Source organism: Nonomuraea sp. NPDC000554 (assembly GCF_040300065.1).
Lineage (GTDB): Bacteria > Actinomycetota > Actinomycetes > Streptosporangiales > Streptosporangiaceae > Nonomuraea.
In genome coordinates, this window is record NZ_JBEPDC010000027.1 from 108,858 (window position 1) to 125,407 (window position 16,550).

Here is a 16,550-nt window from a genome sequence, read left to right on the forward strand (position 1 = left end):
ACAGTGAGCTCCGTCGGTCACCGCGTGGCCGGCGGGTCCCCCAGTTCCACCCGGTGACCACGAACGGTTCGGCACTCCCCCTTGACGCCGGTCCGGTTGTGCCGGGAGATTGGCCAGCGCAGCTATGAGCGATCTCGACATGGACTTCCTGCTCGGCGCCGAGGACGACGAAGGTCGGACTCGGGGCCGGTCCCGCGGTTCATCCAAACGCGGCGGGCGCCGTCGGCGTCGGCGCCGCAACCGGGGCGGCTTCATCGCCCCGCTGCTCGCCTTCATCGTCCTGGCGGGCATCATCGGCGGCGGCGGCTACTACGGCTACCTGTGGCTGAGCGACGCGCTGGTCCCCGACGACTACGCCGGTCAGGGCAACGGCGAGGTGCTCATCGAGATCAAGGACGGCCAGACCGCCTCGGACGTGGCCGTGGAGCTGGAGCGGCAGGGGGTCGTAGCCAGCGCCAGGGCCTTCACCAACGCGATCGGCAACGCCGGAAAGAGCGCCTCGCTCCACCCGGGCCAGTACAAGCTGCGCAAGGGCATGTCGGCGGCGAACGCGGTGGCCCTGCTCGACTCGGGCAACCGGATGATCGTCAAGGCGAGGATCGAGGAGGGGCGGCGGCTCTCCGACACGCTCACCTTGCTCGCCAAGCAGACCGGCAAGCCGGAGAAGGACTTCGTCGCAGCCAGCAAGGACGTCGGCGACCTCGGCCTGCCGTCGTACGCCAAGGGCAAGCTGGAGGGGTACGCCTTCCCCGCCACCTACGACTTCCAGCCGAAGATGACCGCGACCGAGATGCTGACGGCGATGGTCGAGCGGTTCAACGCGACGGCCGAGAAGGTCGGTCTGGAGGACGGCGCCAAGAGCCTCGGGCACAGCCCGCAGGAGCTCGTGACGATCGCCAGCATCATTCAGGCGGAGGCCGGCCGGTACGAGGACATGCCCAAGATCGCTCGCGTCATCTACAACCGGCTGGAGCACAAGCCGCCGATGAAGTTGAAGATGGACAGCACCCTCATGTACGGGCTGAACGACTACCGCACGTCGGCGACGAACGCGCAGTTGCAGAGCAACACGAAGTACAACTCCTACAAGTACTTCGGCCTGCCGCCCGGCCCGATCTCCAACCCCGGCGACCACGCGATCGAGGCGGCGCTGAACCCCGCCAAGGGCGACTGGCTCTTCTTCGTCGCCACCGACCCGAAGAGCAAGGTCACCAAGTTCGCCACCACGGACGCCCAGTTCCAGGTCCTGCTGAACGAACTCCGCCAGAACGGCGGCTGAACACCGACCCGCCGCGAGACCAGGCATCCGACGGCATGCCCGGCTCGCGGCGCGTCCCGCTACCGGCAAGGTCCGCTCACGATGCGGGCCGGCCCACATAGGGACTCCCGGCGGAGGCGGTGCCTGAGGGGCGTCCCGCTCGTGGCGGGCTCGCTTCGGTACGCTCGCGGTCGGTCCTGCTCGCGGCGGGACTACCTGAGGTGTCTTGCTCGCGGTGTATCCCGCCCCGCACGCTGCGGGAGCGGTGATCGGGCGGCCGCGCAGCGGGACAGTCTCCGGCGCGGTGGGCGGTAGGGTTGCCCCGTCGGAAGGAGAGCGATGCGGGCCGCGGTGATGGGATCGCCCATCGGGCACTCGCTTTCGCCTTTTCTGCACCGTGCGGCCTACCAGGCGATGGGCCTCGACGGGTGGAGCTACGAGGCGTTCGAGTGCGATGAGGGGCGACTGCCCGAGATGCTCCGCGGGCTCCGGCCCGTACGCGGCGAAGCGGGCGCGAGCGAGGACGCCTGGGCGGGCCTGTCGCTGACCATGCCGCTCAAGCGGGCCGTGCTGCCGCTGCTCGACACCGTGTCGGAGCCGGCCGTCGAGGTCGGGGGCGCGAACACCGTCGTGTTCCGTGAGGGCGCGGCGCACGGCGACAACACCGACGTCTACGGCATCGAGCGGGCGCTCGCCGAGGCCGGGGTCCCGGTGCCGACGTCGGCGACCGTGCTGGGCGGCGGGGCCACGGCCGCCTCGGCGCTGGCGGCGCTGCGCAACCTCGGGCTGTTCTCGGCCACCCTGCTCGTCCGCGAACCGGCAAGGGCGGGGGAGACCACCGAGGTGGCCGAGCGGCTGGGAGTGGCGCTCAGCGTGCGCACCTTCGACAAGCTCGACGCGCTGGTGGACGTTGACCTGGTGGTCTCCACGCTGCCCGGAGGCGCGGCCGACGCGTTCGCGCACCGGCTGGCGCGGGTACCGGCGCTGTTCGACGTGGTCTACTCGCCCTGGCCCACCAGGGCAGCCGCGGCGGTGGAGGCGGCGGGCGGCACCGTGGTGGGCGGGTTCGCGATGCTGCTGCACCAGGCGGTGCGGCAGGTGGAGCTGATGACCGGCCGCGCGGACGTCCCCGTGGAGGCCATGCGCGCGGCCGGCGAAACCGAGCTCCTCAGACGGGCCACTCGAACGGGTTGATCATTTTCACGTCGAGCCCGTCGAAGTCCTTCACGTTGCGCGTTACGAGAATCCAGCCGTGTGTGCGGGCGGTGGCGGCGATGAGGCCGTCGACGACCGGCACCGTCCGCCGGGCGTTCATCCGGCCCCACTCCTCGGCAACGTCGGCGGTGACGGGCATGATCCGCGTCCTGAACTCCCGCTGGAGCCGGTCGAGCCACGCCTCGTAGGCGCCGGCCTGGGCCGGATCGCGTCGGCGCAGCAACTCGACCCCCTTGCGGATCTCGCCGAACACCATGACGCTCAGGTGCAGCGCGGGGCCGTGGATGGTGTCCAGCCAGGCCTGCACGTGGGCGTTCCTGGTGCGTTTGGTCATCTCCGAGACGACGTCGGTGTCGAGAACGTAGCTCACCAGATGTCCCCGAGGTCGACTTCGCGCGGAAGGTCCTTGCTGCGGGTGAGGTCGAGTTCGCTCAGGTCCGGGCCGGAGAGGAGGAACTCCTTGAAGTCGGGCTCCTCGCCTTTGAGGTGCCGGTACTCGGCCATGTCGAGAACCACCGCCACGTCCTCTCCGTGGCGTGTGACGATCTGCGGGCCCTCGTCGTGGGCCCGGCGCACGACCTCGCTGAAGCGCTGCTTGGCCTCTTGAAGCTGCCATACGGCCATATGAACCGCCTTTCGCCCCGAACGGTCTAGTCTGTCTAGATTCCCCCTTCCCGAAAGATTGCCGGAAGCGGGTCTGCCAGGAGGGATGTTTCGGCGAGGTGGCGTGGTTGTGGTAACGTAGCTCTCTGATCGGTCCGGTACGCCTTGCCGGACGCGCAAGCGGAGGTCTGTCCTCCCACCTGAGTCGCCGAGAGGTGGCCAGGTACAGGATCACACCGGACTGTTCCGGGGAGCTTACGGCCACAACGCCGAAGAGCTCAGTGGCCCCGCATGCGCGACGTGCGGGGCTTTCGCGTTTCGCGGAGCTCCCGGCACGACGAGCACGTAGGGATCGCAAACCTAGGAGGCCCCATCAGCACTGAGCCCCGCATCAACGAGCGTATCCGAGTTCCCGAGGTTCGCCTCGTGGGCCCGAACGGCGAGCAAGTGGGCATCGTCTCGATTCACGACGCCCTGAAGCTCGCCCAGGAGGCCGACCTCGACCTCGTCGAGGTCGCGGCCACGGCTCGACCGCCCGTGTGCAAGCTCATGGACTACGGCAAGTTCAAGTACGAGTCCGCGATGAAGGCGCGCGAGGCGCGCAAGAATCAGGCGCACACGATCATCAAGGAGATCAAGCTCCGGCCGAAGATCGACCCGCATGACTACGAGACCAAGAAGGGTCACGTGGTGCGGTTCCTCAAGGCGGGAGACAAGGTCAAAGTCACGATCATGTTCCGTGGTCGCGAGCAGTCCCGTCCGGAACTGGGTTTCCGGCTTCTGCAGCGGCTCGCGGAGGACGTCCAGGAACTCGGCTTCGTCGAGTCCCAGCCGAAGCAGGACGGCCGTAACATGATCATGGTGATCGGTCCGCACAAGAAGAAGGCCGAGGCCAAGGCCGAAAAGGCCGCCGCCAAGGCGCAGCGTGGCAGCGAGGAGCCTTCCGTACAGGAAGCGTGACCTGCGGTTGGGGTTAGCCTTACAACAGCACCCCGAACAGCCACCGCCCGACGAAGACGCCGCGACCGGGTCGGCCTGCACCGGCCCGGCCACCGGCACGGACAGATTGAGGAGAGACGGCGAGATGCCGAAGATGAAGACGCACAGCGGTGCGAAGAAGCGGTTCCGGGTCACCGGTTCCGGCAAGATCAAGCGTCGCCGTGCGAACCGCGCGCACTACAACGAGTGGAAGTCGTCCACGCTGACGCGCCGTCTCAAGAACGAGGTCGTCCTTTCCGACGCCGACACCAAGAAGATCAAGAAGCTGCTCGCCAAGTAGCGCGAACCCCCGGGGAGAAGAAACATGGCACGCGTGAAGCGGGCGCTCAACGCCAAGAAGAAGCGCAAGGTCGTCCTCGAGCGGGCGGCGGGTTACCGTGGCCAGCGGTCTCGGCTGTACCGCAAGGCCAAGGAGCAGATGCTCCACTCGATGACGTACGCCTATCGCGACCGTAAGGACCGCAAGGGCGCCTTCCGCCGTCTCTGGATCCAGCGGATCAACGCCGCCGCCCGCCAGAACGGCATGACCTACAACCGCCTGATCCAGGGTCTGCGGCTCGCCAACATCGAGGTCGACCGCAAGATCCTCGCCGACATGGCGGTGAACGACAGCAAGACCTTCGCCACGCTCGTCGAGGCCGCCAAGAAGGCGCTGCCGGCGAACGTGAACGCGCCGGCCGCGAGCTGAGACGCTTTGATCAAGGGGCCCACCCGGTGGTGGGCCCTTTTGCTATGAACGCAGGGGGAGTGGCATGGCCGGATCCGAGCTGACCAACGTGAAGTCGCCGCGGGTCAAGGCCGCACGCAGGCTGGCCAAGCGCGCCTTCAGGGAGCAGGACCGCAAGTTCCTCGCCGAGGGGCCGCAGGCCGTCCGCGAGGCGCTCAAGCTCGACGGCGTGACGCTCGAACTGTTCAGCACCGCCGAGGCCGAACTGCGCCACCCCGAGCTGATCACCGAGGCCACGCTCAAGGGCGTCCCCGTGCACCGGGCCAGCGGCGAGGTCATGGCGGAGCTGTCCCAGACCGTCACCCCGCAGGGGCTGCTGGCGATCTGCCGGTTCGTGCACGTCCCGCTCGACCAGGCCCTGTCCGGGACGCCGCGCCTGGTCGCGGTGCTCGCGCACGTCCGCGACCCCGGCAACGCCGGAACCGTGATGCGGGCCGCCGACGCGGCGGGCGCCGACTCCGTGGTCTTCACCGACGCCTCCGTGGACCCCTACAACGGCAAGTGCGTACGGGCCAGCGCGGGCAGCCTGTTCCACCTGCCGGTGGTCATCGGCAGCCCGGTGGCGCGGGCCGTCCAGGAGCTGCGCGAACGAGGGCTGCGGGTGCTGGCGGCCGACGGCGCGGGCAAGCACACGCTCGACGACGTGGATCTGTCGGGGCCGACCGCATGGATCTTCGGCAACGAGGCGTGGGGCCTGCCTGACGACGTCCTCGCTCTGGCCGACGACGTGGTCCGAGTGCCCATCTACGGACAGGCGGAAAGCCTCAACCTCGCGACGGCCGCAGCGGTGTGCCTTTACTCCTCCGCAAGGGCGCAGCGAGTCCCCTAGGCGGCGGGAAACCCGCTATTGTCGGCGATGTAGGCGGAGGAGGCGGGGTCGTGCACGGCGCAGAAACCGACGGTCGGGTTGTGGCCTCCGCGTGCACCATAGCCATCGACGATCTCCCTGACGGCCTGATCGTGACCGACAGGTTCGGCCGCGTCCTCGCCGTCAATCGGGCGGCGGCCCGGCTCACCGGCGTCGCCGTGGAGCGCGCCATCGGCCGTGACATGAACGAGGTGTTCCCGTTCCGCGACCACGACGGCCGCGAGTGGTGGAAGGCCCTCGACCCCGAGGGCGGCCTGCGCACCCGCAGCCGGGTGCCGGAACGCCCGCTGCACCTGCCGGGCGGGCAGGAGCTCTACGTGGCCGCGCGGCTGGTGCGCGAGCCCCAGCGCTGCGGCGAGGTCGAGCGCGTGACGATCACCCTGCGCGACGGCGGTGCCCGCGCCCGGCTGGAGCGCAGCCGCGCCGACCTGGTCTCCACGGTCGCCCACGAGCTGCGCTCGCCGCTGACCAGTGTCAAGGGCTTCACCGCGACCCTGCTGGCCAAGTGGGCGCTGTTCACCGACGAGCAGAAGCTGGTCATGCTCGAGACGGTCAACAACGACGCCGACCGCGTCACCCGGCTGATCACCGAGCTGCTGGACGTGTCGCGGATCGAGTCGGGACGGCTGGAACTGCACCGCCAGGTCGTCGACATCCCCGCCAGGGCCAGGCGCGTCATCGCCGGGCGGGTCGCGGCGGGCGACTCGGAAGACCGTTTCCGCCTCATCGTGGGCGACGCCCTCCCCGAGATGTGGCTCGACCAGGACAAAGTTGACCAGATCCTCGGTAACCTGGTGGAAAATGCGGTGCGTCATGGGCGCGGAACCGTGACAATCGACATCGAGTCCGTCGGATGGGGAGTAGCAGTGTCGGTGCGCGACCAGGGTGAGGGCGTCAAGCCCGAGCTGGCTCCGCGCGTCTTCAGGCAGTTCTGGCGAGGCAACAGCCGCAGGCGCGGTGGCACCGGGCTCGGCCTGTTCATCGTGAAGGGCCTGGTCGAGGCCCACGGCGGCACGATCAACGTGCAGCGCGCGCCCGAGGGCGGGGCGGAATTCCGATTTACCGTGCCCACCGGCACGCCCGACTTCGCCTGAAGCACGAGTCGGCCCGGTGGGCGGGTCCCACTAGACTCTTTTCCGCTCAAGCCCTGGATACGGAGCTCACTCTTGTCTGACTACGACCCCGTCGAGGTGACACCGTTGCATGCCGACGAGGTGTCCCGCATGGAGGCCGACGCCCTGGAGGCGATCAAGACGGCCGGCAGCCTCGACGCACTCAAGCAGGCCAGGCTGGCGCACGCGGGCGACCGCTCGCCGATCGCGCTGGCCAACCGCGAGATCGGCGCCCTGCCGCCGGCGGCCCGCGCCGAGGCCGGAAAGCGCGTCGGCGCCGCCCGCAAGGCGATCAACGAGGCGCTCGCCGCCCGCCAGGCCGAGCTGGAGGCCGAGCGCGACGCCCGGGTGCTCGTCGAGGAGGCCGTCGACGTCACCCTGCCGTGGGATCGGCAGCCGCGCGGCGCCCGCCACCCGCTGACCACGATGCAGGAGCGCATCGCCGACACGTTCGTCTCGATGGGCTACGAGGTGGCCGAGGGCCCCGAGCTCGAAGGCGAGTGGTTCAACTTCGACGCGCTCAACATCGCCAAGGACCACCCGGCCCGCTCCGAGCACGACACGTTCTTCGTCGAGTCCGCCGACTCGGGCATGGTGCTGCGCACGCAGACCTCGCCGGTGCAGATCAGGGCGCTGCTCCAGCGCGAGCTGCCCGTCTACGTGATCTCCCCGGGCAAGGTGTTCCGCACCGACGAGCTCGACGCCACCCACACCCCGGTCTTCCACCAGGTCGAGGGGCTGGCGGTCGACGAGGGGCTGACGATGGCCCACCTGAAGGGCACCCTCGACCGGTTCGCCGAGGTGATGTTCGGGGAGGGCATCTCGACGCGGTTCCGTCCGAACTACTTCCCCTTCACCGAGCCGTCCGCCGAGATGGACCTCAAGTGCTTCGTCTGCCGGGGCGCGTCGGCCGTTCCCGGCAACCCGCCCTGCCGCACCTGCAAGTCGGAGGGCTGGATCGAGTGGGGCGGCTGCGGCATGGTCAACCCGCGCGTGCTGATCGCCTGCGGGGTCGATCCGTCCCGCTACTCGGGGTTCGCGTTCGGCATGGGCATCGAGCGGACCCTGATGTTCCGCCACAACGTCGAGGACATGCGCGACATGGTCGAGGGAGACGTGCGCTTCACGCACCCGTTCGGAATGGAGATCTGATGAGGGTCCCGCTCTCCTGGCTGCGGGAGTTCGTCGATCTCCCGGCGGCCACCGCGCAAGAGGTGGCCGACAGCCTCACCGCCGCAGGGCTCAAGCTCGAGTCGATCACCTCGCACGGCCATGACGTGAAGAACGTCGTCGTCGGCGAGGTGCTCGAGATCGAGGAGCTCACCGGCTTCAAGAAGCCCATCAGGCACTGCAAGGTCGAGGTGGGGGAGGCGACGCCGCGCGAGATCGTCTGCGGCGCCACCAACTTCGTCGTCGGCGACCGGGTGCCGGTCGTGCTGCCGGGCGGCGTGCTGCCCGGCGGGTTCGAGGTCGGCGCGCGCAAGACGTACGGGCGCATGTCCGAGGGCATGATCTGCTCAGAGCGCGAGCTGGGCCTCGGCGACGACCACGACGGCATCATGGTCCTGCCCGTCGGCACGCCGATCGGCGCCGACGTGGTCGAGCTCCTCGGCCTGCGCGACGACGTCATCGAGCTGGAGATCACCCCCGACGTCGGCTACGCGCTGTCGATCAGGGGCGTGGCCCGCGAGGTGGCGACCGCGTTCGGCGTGCCGTTCCGTGACCCCGCCGACGTCGAACTGCCCGCCGAAGGCGAGCGGTCCTGGCCGGCGTCCATCGCCGACCCGTCCGCGTGCGACCGGTTCGTGCTGCGCGAGGTCACCGGCTTCGACCCGGCCGCGCAGAGCCCGCTGTGGATGCGCGTGCGGCTGACCAGGGCGGGCATGCGGCCCGTCTCGCTGGCCGTCGACATCACCAACTACCTGATGCTGGAACTCGGTCAGCCACTGCACGCCTTCGACCGGTCGAAGCTGACCGGCGAGATCGTGGTACGCCGCGCGCAGCCGGGCGAGCGGCTCGAGACCCTCGACCACGTGGTGCGCGAGCTCAACCCCGACGACATCCTGATCACCGACCAGTCCGGGCCGATCTCGATGGCGGGCACCATGGGCGGGCTGGAGACCGAGATCTCCGACGTGTCCACCGACATCGTGATCGAGGCCGCGCACTTCTCCGCCACCGGCATCTCCCGCGAGTCGCGCAGGCACAACCTGGTGTCGGAGGCGTCCAAGCGGTTCGAACGCGGCGTCGACCGCGAGCTGCCGCTGGTCGCGTCGTGGCGGGCCGTGCAGCTCCTCACCGAGCTGGGCGGCGCCACCGCCCGGCCCGGCGTCACGCACGCCGAGGTCGACGTGGAGCCCGCGCGCGTCGCGATCCCGGCCGGGCACCCCGGCGCGGTGGCCGGCGTGCCGTACTCCAAGGAGACCGTGGTCCGCCGGCTGGAGCAGGTCGGCTGCACTGTGACCGACGGCGACGACCCGGCCCCGCGCAGGGGCGGCGTCGACCCGACAGGGGTCGTCACCGGCGGCGAGCTCGCGGCCAAGCTGGCCGTCTCCGGCGACGACATGATCACGGTGACTCCGCCGTCGTGGCGTCCCGACCTCACCGACCCGAACGACCTGGCCGAAGAGGTCATCCGGCTGGAGGGCTACGACAACCTGCCCTCGATCCTGCCCAAGGCCCCGGCCGGCGCCGGGCTGACGGAGGGGCAGCGGCTGCGCAGGCGGGTCGGCCGCGCGCTGGCGGGCTCCGGTTACGTCGAGGTGCTGTCGTACCCGTTCATCGGCACGGCCGACTTCGACAACCTGCAGCTTCCCGGCGACGACGCGCGCCGCCGCGCCCTGCGGCTGGCCAACCCGCTGGCCGACGACGAGCCGCTGCTGCGCACCACGCTGCTGCCCGGGCTGCTCAAGGCCTTGGTGCGCAACGTCGGGCGGGGCTTCGCCGACGTGGCGCTGTTCGAGACCGGGCTGGTGTACCGGCCGCGCGAGGGCGCGCCCGACTCCGCGCCGGTGCTCGGCGTCGAGCGCGGCCCGACCGAGGAGGAACTGGCCTCGGTCGCGGCGGCGCTGCCCGACCAGCCTCAGCGGGTCGCGGCCGTGCTCGCGGGCGAGTTCGAGCGCTCCGGCTGGTGGGGCGGCGGGCGCCAGGCGTCCTGGGCCGACGCCGTGCAGGCGGCGCGGCTGGTGGCCGGCGAGGCCCGCGTCGAGCTGTCGGTCACGGCCGACCAGCACGAGCCGTGGCACCCCGGCAGGTGCGCCGCCCTCTACGTCGGCGACACGCTGGTGGGCCACGCCGGAGAGCTGCACCCGCGCGTCATCGAGGCGTACGGCCTGCCGCCGCGCACCGCCGCGATGGAACTGGACCTGTCGAGGCTGGAAACGGCCATGCCGGGCCCGGTTGACGCGCCGGCGGTGTCGGCGTACCCGATCGCGACGCAGGACGTGGCGCTGATCGTGCCCGACTTCACCCCGGTGGCGGACGTCGAGGCGGCGCTGCGCGACGGCGCGGGAGAGCTGCTGGAGTCGGTCCGGCTGTTCGACGTGTACACCGGGGAGCAGGTGGGTGAGGGGAACAAGTCGCTCGCCTACACGCTGCGCTTCCGCGCGCTCGACCGCACCCTGACGGTGGAGGAGACGACGGCGGCCCGCGACGCGGCGGTGGCCCTGGCGGCCGACCGCGTGGGAGCCCACCTCCGCAGCGCCTGACGCCTCCTCAGCGAAGAGGGGCCGGTGTCATGCCGGCCCCTCTTCTGCGTGCGCAGGCTAGACGTCGTCGATCTCGGCGAGGTCGATCTCGATGTCGAACGGCACGGTCAGCTTCAGGCGGTCACGAAAGATTCCCGTGGGCACGTACTGGCTGGTGGCGGGGTCGAGTTCGTAGACGTAGACGACCGGCCTGTCGGAGGAGTCGCTCTCGACCCGCCAGAAGTGGGGAATGCCCGCCTCCGCGTAGAGCACCGGCTTGCGATGCCTGTCACGGACCTTGGACTCGGGGGATACCACTTCGACCACGAGGAGAACGTCGCTGGCCTGGTAGAAGGTGGCTGTAGGCCGCACGACGGCATCCAGCCCTAGAACGATCAGATCCGGCTCGGGTCGCTGGCCGGGCCCCAGCTTGATGCTCATCTCCCGACGAACCCGGTGGCCCTTCGGCGCCGCGTTGCGCACTGCTACATGCAGGAGAAACAGCGCGGAAGTGTGGAAGTCTCGCTGGGGGCTCACAAAGACCAAGCTTCCATCAATCAACTCTGTGTGCGCAGGCAAATCCGGAATGTGATCGAGGTCCTCTGCTGCGAAGCCCTCCGGGGGCGGGAACACCCAGGCGGGCAGCGAAGAGGAGGATGGCGAAGACGAGGATGAAGACGTAGATGGGGTCATCTCTAGGCTCACCGCTTCGGCCGTCATGGTCTTACGTTAGCAAGCTACAGCGTTCACGTTGTGTGAACGGTCCAGCACGTTCTGAGGTGCGGCGACTTGCGGCAGAATGCCGTGTCATGAGGCAGCTACTCGTGTTCGCCGAGCGGGACGACGCCGAGGAGGTCGCGGAGACGCTGGGCGAGTGGTTCCCGGCGCTCGGGGTGCCGCGCGTGGTGCGCGAGACGCTCGCCGGCGAGGACGACGCCGAGGACGCGCAGTGGCTGGTCGTGGCCGAAGGGCTGGACGACGACCAGCTCGCGAAGGTCGACGCGCTGGTGGAGCGCTACGAGGGGTGGCGCGAGGACGGCTGAGGCGTTCGTCCGGCGCGAACAACGGGTGGCGTCCCGGGCTGCCGCTGGCAAGGTGGGTCCATGCGTGTCGCTGTGCTCTCCGATGTCCATGGCGTGCTGCCCGCGCTCGAGGCCGTGCTGGCCGAGCCCGACGTGGCCGCGGCCGACCTGATCGTGCTCACCGGGGATGTGGCGGCCGGGCCGCTTCCCGTGGAGACACTCGACCTGCTGGTCACGCTGGGGGAGCGGGCGCTGTGGGTGAACGGCAACGCCGACAGGGAGCTGGTGGAGGTGGCCGCCGGCAAGCCGTGCGAGTTCGCCGTCTCGCAGTGGGCGGGCGGGCGGCTGCGGCCCGACCAGGTGGAACTGCTGGCCGCGCTGCCGTCCCGGCAGGTGCTCGACCTCGGCGGGCTGGGCACCACGCTGTTCGTGCACGCCACGCCGCGCAGCGACGAGGAGATGATCCTGGTCGACAGCTCGCTGGAGCGCTGGGCCGAGGTCCTGGCCGGTGAGCGTGCCGACACCGTGGTGCTGGGCAACACCCATATGCCGTTCGTCCGGCTGGCCGACCGCACGCTCGTCGTCAACCCGGGCTCGGTCGGCATGCCGTACGGCACGTGGGGGGCGCACTGGGCGCTGCTCGACGGCGACACCGGTGCCGTCACCCTCCGCCGCACCCCGCTCGACGCCGCCCTGACGGCCGAGCGGCTGGTCGCCGAGAGCGGCTTCGACGGCATCGAGGAGTGGGTGGCGCACTACGTCCGGACGACCTACTCCGACGCCGAGGCGCTGCGGGCGTTCGCCCGCCAGGAGGGCCGGGCCGGGGCGACGCGCTGATCACGCCGGTACGGCGCCCTCCGCGTGCGGGGAGGCGGCGGCTTCGGCGCGGCGGGCCTTCTCGGCCAGGGCGTGCTCGTCCGTGCGGGCGTCGTAGCGGCGGAAGGCCGGCAGTGCGAGGCCGAGCGCTCCGACGGCGGCCACGCACAGCAGGCCGCCCACTCCCAGGGAGAAGCGCGCCCCGCCTGCCTGCGCCATCAGGCCCGCCCTGGCGTTGCCGAGCATCGGGCCGCTGGCGTAGGAGAGCAGTTCGATCCCGGCGAGCCTGCCGCGCAGTTCGTTGGGGATCGTCTGGTTCCACATGGTCGACCGGAAGATGCCGCTGACCATGTCGGCGGCACCCGCCAGCGCCAGGCAGGCGAAGACGGCCCAGATGCTGGGGATCACCGCCGCCAGCGCCATCGAGACGCCCCACAGCGCCGCCGCCACGATCACGCCGAGCCCGTGACGGTGCACGCGCGAGGTCCAGCCGCCGGTCAGCGACGCGATCAGCGACCCCACGGCGCTCGCCGAATACAGCAGGCCCAGGGCCTGCGGCGCGCCTAGCTGCTCGGCGAGGAACGGGAACAGCGCCGTCGACATCGCGAAGACCATCGCGGCGATGTCGACGAGGTACGTCCCCATCAGGTCGCGCCGCCCGACCGCGTACCGCAGGCCCTCCACCAGCGACTTCAGGGACGCGGGCGCGGCGTCCTCGGCGGGCGGCACGGCCCTGATCCGCCACAGGAGCAGCAGCGACAGCACGAAGCTCACGGTGTCGAGCGCGTACGCGGTGGCCGTGCCGAACGCCGTCACCAGCACGCCGCCCAGCGCGGGCGCGGTGATCGCGCCGAAGTTCCAGCGCAGGCTCGTCAGCACCGCCGCCGCGCCGAGCTGGTCGTGCCTGACCACGCGCGGGATCAGCGCCTCCAGACTGGGACGCTGCAGGCAGGCGATGCCCATCGACACCGCGCCGACGACGTACAGCACCCACACCTGCGGCTCAGGCAGCAGCGAGTTGACCATGAGCATCGCCGAGGTCACCGTCAGCCCCAGCTCGCTCAGCAGGATGATCTTGCGCCGGTCGAGCGCGTCGGCGATCGCGCCGCCCCACAGCCCGCACACCACCATCGGGACGAACTCCGCCAGGCTGACCAGCCCGACCGCCACGTAGGAGCCGGTCAGCTCCTTCATCTGGTACGGCACCGCCACCGCCGTGATGAACGTGCCGAACATGGTGATGATCCCGGACGCCATCACCAGCCGGAAGTCGCGCGAGTCACGCAGCGGGGAGAGATCGAGAGCGAGGTGGCGGAGCAGGCGTTTGAGGCGGTCGGACACGAGATCCCATTGTCCGTGCGTCTCTCGGCCCCGGGCAAACCATTTTCAGCCGGCCTTCACAGCTCCAGGCGGACGCCGTAGGACTCGAGCCAGACGTTCAGGTCCAGCGCCAGCTCCAGCCCGTACCGGGTCTTCGTGCTGGTCGTCTTCGTGTCCGTGGCCGCCGTCGCCTCCCTGACGGCCTGCGCGTCCAGAAGCCGCAGGACGGGAGCGTTCCCGGAGTCCACGAGCTCGCGCAGCTGGTCGCGGAGCGCCTGCTCGTAGGCGGCGTCCTGGGTGGCCGGGTAGGGGCTCTTGACACGCCGCAGGATCGACTCGGGCACGAGGTCCGTGGCGGCGGCACGCAGCAGGCTCTTCTCCCTGCCGTCGAACGTCTTCATCGCCCAGGGCGTGTTGAAGACGTACTCGACCAGCCGGTGGTCGCAGAACGGGACGCGGACCTCCAGCCCGACGGCCATGCTCATCCGGTCCTTGCGGTCGAGCAGCATGGGCAGGAACCGCGTCAGGTGGAGGTGGCAGATCTCCCGCATCCGCCGTTCGAGGCCGTCCTGCCCGGGCAGATAGGGCACCTCGGCCAGCGCGGTCCGGTAGCTGTCGGCGATGAACGCGGGCAGCTCGAGCCGTTCGACCAGGGCCTTGTCCAGCAGCTCGGCAGGGCCGTGGTCGTTCATGACCATGGCGAGCCACGGGAAGGTGCCGGCCTCGACCGCCTGCGGATCGTGGAACCAGCGGTATCCGCCGAACACCTCGTCGGCCGACTCGCCGGACAGGGCCACGGTGGAGTGCTCGCGGATCGCCCTGAACAGCACGTAGAGCGAGGTGTTCATGTCGCCCATGAAGTGCGGCGCGTCCCAGGCGCGCACCACCGCCGCGCGCAGCCGGGGGTCGGCCAGCTCGTCGCTGCCGAGCGTGATGTCGATGTGATCGGTGCCCGCGTAGTCGGCCAGTTCCCGCACGAACGGCGCGTCGGGGTCACCGCGGAGCTCGTCGGGCCGGAACTGCTCGGTGTATCCGGCGAAGTCCACGGCGAACGAGCGGATCTGCCCGCGCTTCCTGGCCAGCGCGGTGATGGTGCTGGAGTCCAGCCCGCCCGACAGCAGCGTGCACAGCGGCACGTCCGAGATGAGCTGGCGGTCGACGATGTCCTCCAGCAGGTCGCGGACCGTCCTGACGGTGGTGTCGAGGTCGTCGGTGTGCTCGCGGGCCTCCAGCGCCCAGTACCGGCGCGACGACAGCCCTTCGCGGCGCACCCGCAGCACGTGGCCGGGGCGCAGCTCGCGCATGCCCTTGAAGACGGCCCGCTGCGGCGTGCTGGCCATGGTGAGCGCCTCGCGCAGGCCGTCGGCGTCGACCACCGGCTCGACCAGCGGGTTGGCCAGGATCGCCTTGGGCTCGGAGCCGAAGAGGACGCCGTCCGGCAGCGGGTAGTAGAACAGCGGTTTGATGCCCAGGCGGTCGCGTACCAGCAGGAGTTCCTGGCGCCGGGTGTCCCAGACGGCGAAGGCGTACATGCCGTTGAGCCGCTCGGCGACGCCGTCACCCCATTCGAGGTAGCCGTGCAGCACCACCTCGGTGTCGCCGCTGGTGCGGAAGCGGTGCCCGCCGGCCTCCAGCTCGGCCCGCAGTTCGCGGAAGTTGTAGACCTCTCCGCTGTAGGTGATGACGGCCGCGTCCTCCGCCGTCATCGGCATGTGGCCGCCCTCGACGTCGATGACCGCGAGCCTGCGGTTGCCGAGCGCGGCGTGCTGCCCCAGCCACAGCCCCTGGTCGTCGGGGCCCCGGCAGGCCATGGTCTCGGTCATGATCAGGGCCGTGGCGTGCGCACTGGTCAGGTCGCGCTGGAAGTCCACCCATCCGGCGATGCCGCACATGTGAGAGTCCTCCTTGGAAAAGCCTCCTGGTACCCCACGTCCTCGGGTGTCACGCCGTCCCCCGGCGGATCCTCTCTTTGACGTGCCCTGTTGCGACGAAAGAAATCGCCGACCCGCGCGAAGGCGGATCGGCGATCACGGGCCGGGGCCGGCTCAGGCCGCGGGGACCTTGTCCAGGAAGCCCAGGACCCGGGCGATCCTGCCGTCCTCCGCGAGTTCCACCACGTCGAACCCGATCACCACGGGCTCCTCGCCCGCGGGGCCGAGGTGCCAGGTGAACCTGGCGATGTTGTGGTGGGCGTCGTACGTCTCGCCGGCGGTGAAGACGAAGCCGGGGAACATGCCCTGCGCGCCCTCGATGACGGCGGCGATCCCGGCGTGCCCGGTGACCTCGGCCAGCGGGTCGGTGTAGGTGGCGTTCTCGCTCCACAGCTCGGCCACGGCCTTGGCGCGGGCGTCGGCGTCGGTCTCGTTCCAGGCGGCGACGTAGCGCTCGACCAGGTTTGCAGTCATGATCTATCAACCTTTCAGATATCGGGACGATGGAGACGATGTAAGGGTCAGCGCATCCTGCGCAGGCCCATGATCTGCACTTCCGCGAAGACGCCGACCACCAGCGCCTGCGCGATGGCCCAGACGGCGCCGATCGTGGTGAACCCGGCGGCCCCGGTGACGACGGCGGCGATGCTGCCGAGGGTCCAGATGATGTTCAGCGCGATCACGACCTTGACACCGGCCTGGCTGATCGTGCCGCGGCTCGCCAGGAAGCCGACTGCCGCGCCGTAGACGAGCAGGAAGGCGCCGATCCCGCGCAGCAGTTCCGCGTCCGGCCCGAGCAGGTCGCTCGTGGGGCCGGCGGCGGCGAGGTAGACCAGCCCGTTGACACCGGTGACGACGGCGTCGAGGGCCAGCGCGATGCGCAGGAACTTGGTCCGGTCGGCGGTGACGGACAGGTAGGTCATTTCGAGCTCCTTGTGGCGTTTGCTCTGACATGAGAAAGATGTCAGCGGAGGCATAGCCCCCGCGATTACG

18 protein-coding genes are annotated in these 16,550 nt (G+C 70.2%); 11 read left to right on the plus strand and 7 right to left on the minus strand.

Annotated elements, in window-relative coordinates:
- The first annotated feature begins 124 nt into the window (after nucleotides 1–124).
- Nucleotides 125–1,279 carry an endolytic transglycosylase MltG gene (gene mltG, locus ABT294_RS38500; RefSeq protein ID WP_350811359.1) on the plus strand — a complete coding sequence of 385 codons (1,155 nt, stop codon included), beginning with the start codon at nucleotides 125–127 and terminating at the stop codon, nucleotides 1,277–1,279.
- A gap of 318 nt (nucleotides 1,280–1,597) precedes the next feature.
- On the plus strand, nucleotides 1,598–2,452 hold the full coding sequence (locus ABT294_RS38505; RefSeq protein WP_350811360.1) for a shikimate dehydrogenase: 855 nt from the start codon (nucleotides 1,598–1,600) through the stop codon (nucleotides 2,450–2,452).
- On the opposite strand, the gene ABT294_RS38510 is transcribed toward ABT294_RS38505, so the two are convergent.
- Together ABT294_RS38510 and ABT294_RS38515 are read right to left on the minus strand one after the other, a co-directional pair.
- Nucleotides 2,427–2,843, minus strand: a complete 417-nt coding sequence (locus tag ABT294_RS38510; protein WP_350811361.1) for a type II toxin-antitoxin system VapC family toxin — start codon at nucleotides 2,841–2,843, stop codon at nucleotides 2,427–2,429. The two genes, ABT294_RS38505 and ABT294_RS38510, sit on opposite strands and share 26 nt — an antisense overlap.
- On the minus strand, nucleotides 2,840–3,097 hold the full coding sequence (locus ABT294_RS38515) for a type II toxin-antitoxin system Phd/YefM family antitoxin (RefSeq protein WP_350811362.1): 258 nt from the start codon (nucleotides 3,095–3,097) through the stop codon (nucleotides 2,840–2,842). The genes ABT294_RS38510 and ABT294_RS38515 overlap by 4 nt, the downstream gene beginning before the upstream one ends.
- Nucleotides 3,098–3,367: 270 nt before the next feature.
- Between ABT294_RS38515 and infC the strand changes: the two genes are divergently transcribed.
- The 7 genes from infC (at nucleotide 3,368) to ABT294_RS38550 (ending at nucleotide 10,489) form a co-directional block, all read left to right on the plus strand.
- Entirely contained in the window at nucleotides 3,368–4,036 is a 669-nt protein-coding gene (infC, locus tag ABT294_RS38520; protein ID WP_350811363.1) for a translation initiation factor IF-3, read from the plus strand.
- 124 nt (nucleotides 4,037–4,160) lie between these two features.
- On the plus strand, nucleotides 4,161–4,355 hold the full coding sequence (gene rpmI / locus ABT294_RS38525; protein ID WP_350811364.1) for a 50S ribosomal protein L35: 195 nt from the start codon (nucleotides 4,161–4,163) through the stop codon (nucleotides 4,353–4,355).
- Between the two features lie 24 nt (nucleotides 4,356–4,379).
- Nucleotides 4,380–4,763, plus strand: a complete 384-nt coding sequence (rplT, locus tag ABT294_RS38530; RefSeq protein WP_350811365.1) for a 50S ribosomal protein L20 — start codon at nucleotides 4,380–4,382, stop codon at nucleotides 4,761–4,763.
- 64 nt (nucleotides 4,764–4,827) lie between these two features.
- A complete protein-coding gene (locus ABT294_RS38535; protein WP_350811367.1) occupies nucleotides 4,828–5,631 on the plus strand; it encodes a TrmH family RNA methyltransferase in 804 nt (267 codons plus the stop codon).
- Nucleotides 5,632–5,681: 50 nt separating this feature from the next.
- Nucleotides 5,682–6,764, plus strand: a complete 1,083-nt coding sequence (locus ABT294_RS38540; protein WP_350811368.1) for a sensor histidine kinase — start codon at nucleotides 5,682–5,684, stop codon at nucleotides 6,762–6,764.
- 129 nt (nucleotides 6,765–6,893) lie between these two features.
- Nucleotides 6,894–7,934 (plus strand): phenylalanine--tRNA ligase subunit alpha, encoded by a 1,041-nt coding sequence (gene pheS, locus ABT294_RS38545; protein WP_350811400.1) that lies wholly within the window; start codon nucleotides 6,894–6,896, stop codon nucleotides 7,932–7,934.
- Nucleotides 7,934–10,489: a phenylalanine--tRNA ligase subunit beta gene (locus ABT294_RS38550; RefSeq protein ID WP_350811369.1), complete on the plus strand. Its 2,556-nt coding sequence runs from the start codon at nucleotides 7,934–7,936 to the stop codon at nucleotides 10,487–10,489. The genes pheS and ABT294_RS38550 overlap by 1 nt, the downstream gene beginning before the upstream one ends.
- A gap of 57 nt (nucleotides 10,490–10,546) precedes the next feature.
- On the opposite strand, the gene ABT294_RS38555 is transcribed toward ABT294_RS38550, so the two are convergent.
- On the minus strand, nucleotides 10,547–11,188 hold the full coding sequence (locus tag ABT294_RS38555) for a Uma2 family endonuclease (protein WP_350811370.1): 642 nt from the start codon (nucleotides 11,186–11,188) through the stop codon (nucleotides 10,547–10,549).
- A gap of 89 nt (nucleotides 11,189–11,277) precedes the next feature.
- Between ABT294_RS38555 and ABT294_RS38560 the strand changes: the two genes are divergently transcribed.
- Both ABT294_RS38560 and ABT294_RS38565 read left to right on the plus strand, forming a co-directional pair.
- Complete coding sequence (locus tag ABT294_RS38560) at nucleotides 11,278–11,511, plus strand: hypothetical protein (RefSeq protein ID WP_350811371.1); 234 nt, start codon at nucleotides 11,278–11,280, stop codon at nucleotides 11,509–11,511.
- A 60-nt stretch (nucleotides 11,512–11,571) separates the two neighbouring features.
- Complete coding sequence (locus ABT294_RS38565; protein WP_350811372.1) at nucleotides 11,572–12,327, plus strand: metallophosphoesterase family protein; 756 nt, start codon at nucleotides 11,572–11,574, stop codon at nucleotides 12,325–12,327.
- On the opposite strand, the gene ABT294_RS38570 is transcribed toward ABT294_RS38565, so the two are convergent.
- The 4 genes from ABT294_RS38570 to ABT294_RS38585 form a co-directional block, all read right to left on the minus strand.
- Nucleotides 12,328–13,647 carry an MFS transporter gene (locus tag ABT294_RS38570; protein ID WP_350811373.1) on the minus strand — a complete coding sequence of 440 codons (1,320 nt, stop codon included), beginning with the start codon at nucleotides 13,645–13,647 and terminating at the stop codon, nucleotides 12,328–12,330. It lies immediately after the preceding gene.
- Between the two features lie 56 nt (nucleotides 13,648–13,703).
- Complete coding sequence (asnB, locus tag ABT294_RS38575) at nucleotides 13,704–15,518, minus strand: asparagine synthase (glutamine-hydrolyzing) (protein ID WP_350811374.1); 1,815 nt, start codon at nucleotides 15,516–15,518, stop codon at nucleotides 13,704–13,706.
- A gap of 153 nt (nucleotides 15,519–15,671) precedes the next feature.
- Nucleotides 15,672–16,031, minus strand: coding sequence for a nuclear transport factor 2 family protein (locus ABT294_RS38580; RefSeq protein ID WP_350811375.1), 360 nt, complete (start codon nucleotides 16,029–16,031; stop codon nucleotides 15,672–15,674).
- A gap of 47 nt (nucleotides 16,032–16,078) precedes the next feature.
- On the minus strand, nucleotides 16,079–16,480 hold the full coding sequence (locus tag ABT294_RS38585; protein ID WP_350811376.1) for a hypothetical protein: 402 nt from the start codon (nucleotides 16,478–16,480) through the stop codon (nucleotides 16,079–16,081).
- Nucleotides 16,481–16,550 lie beyond the last annotated feature (70 nt).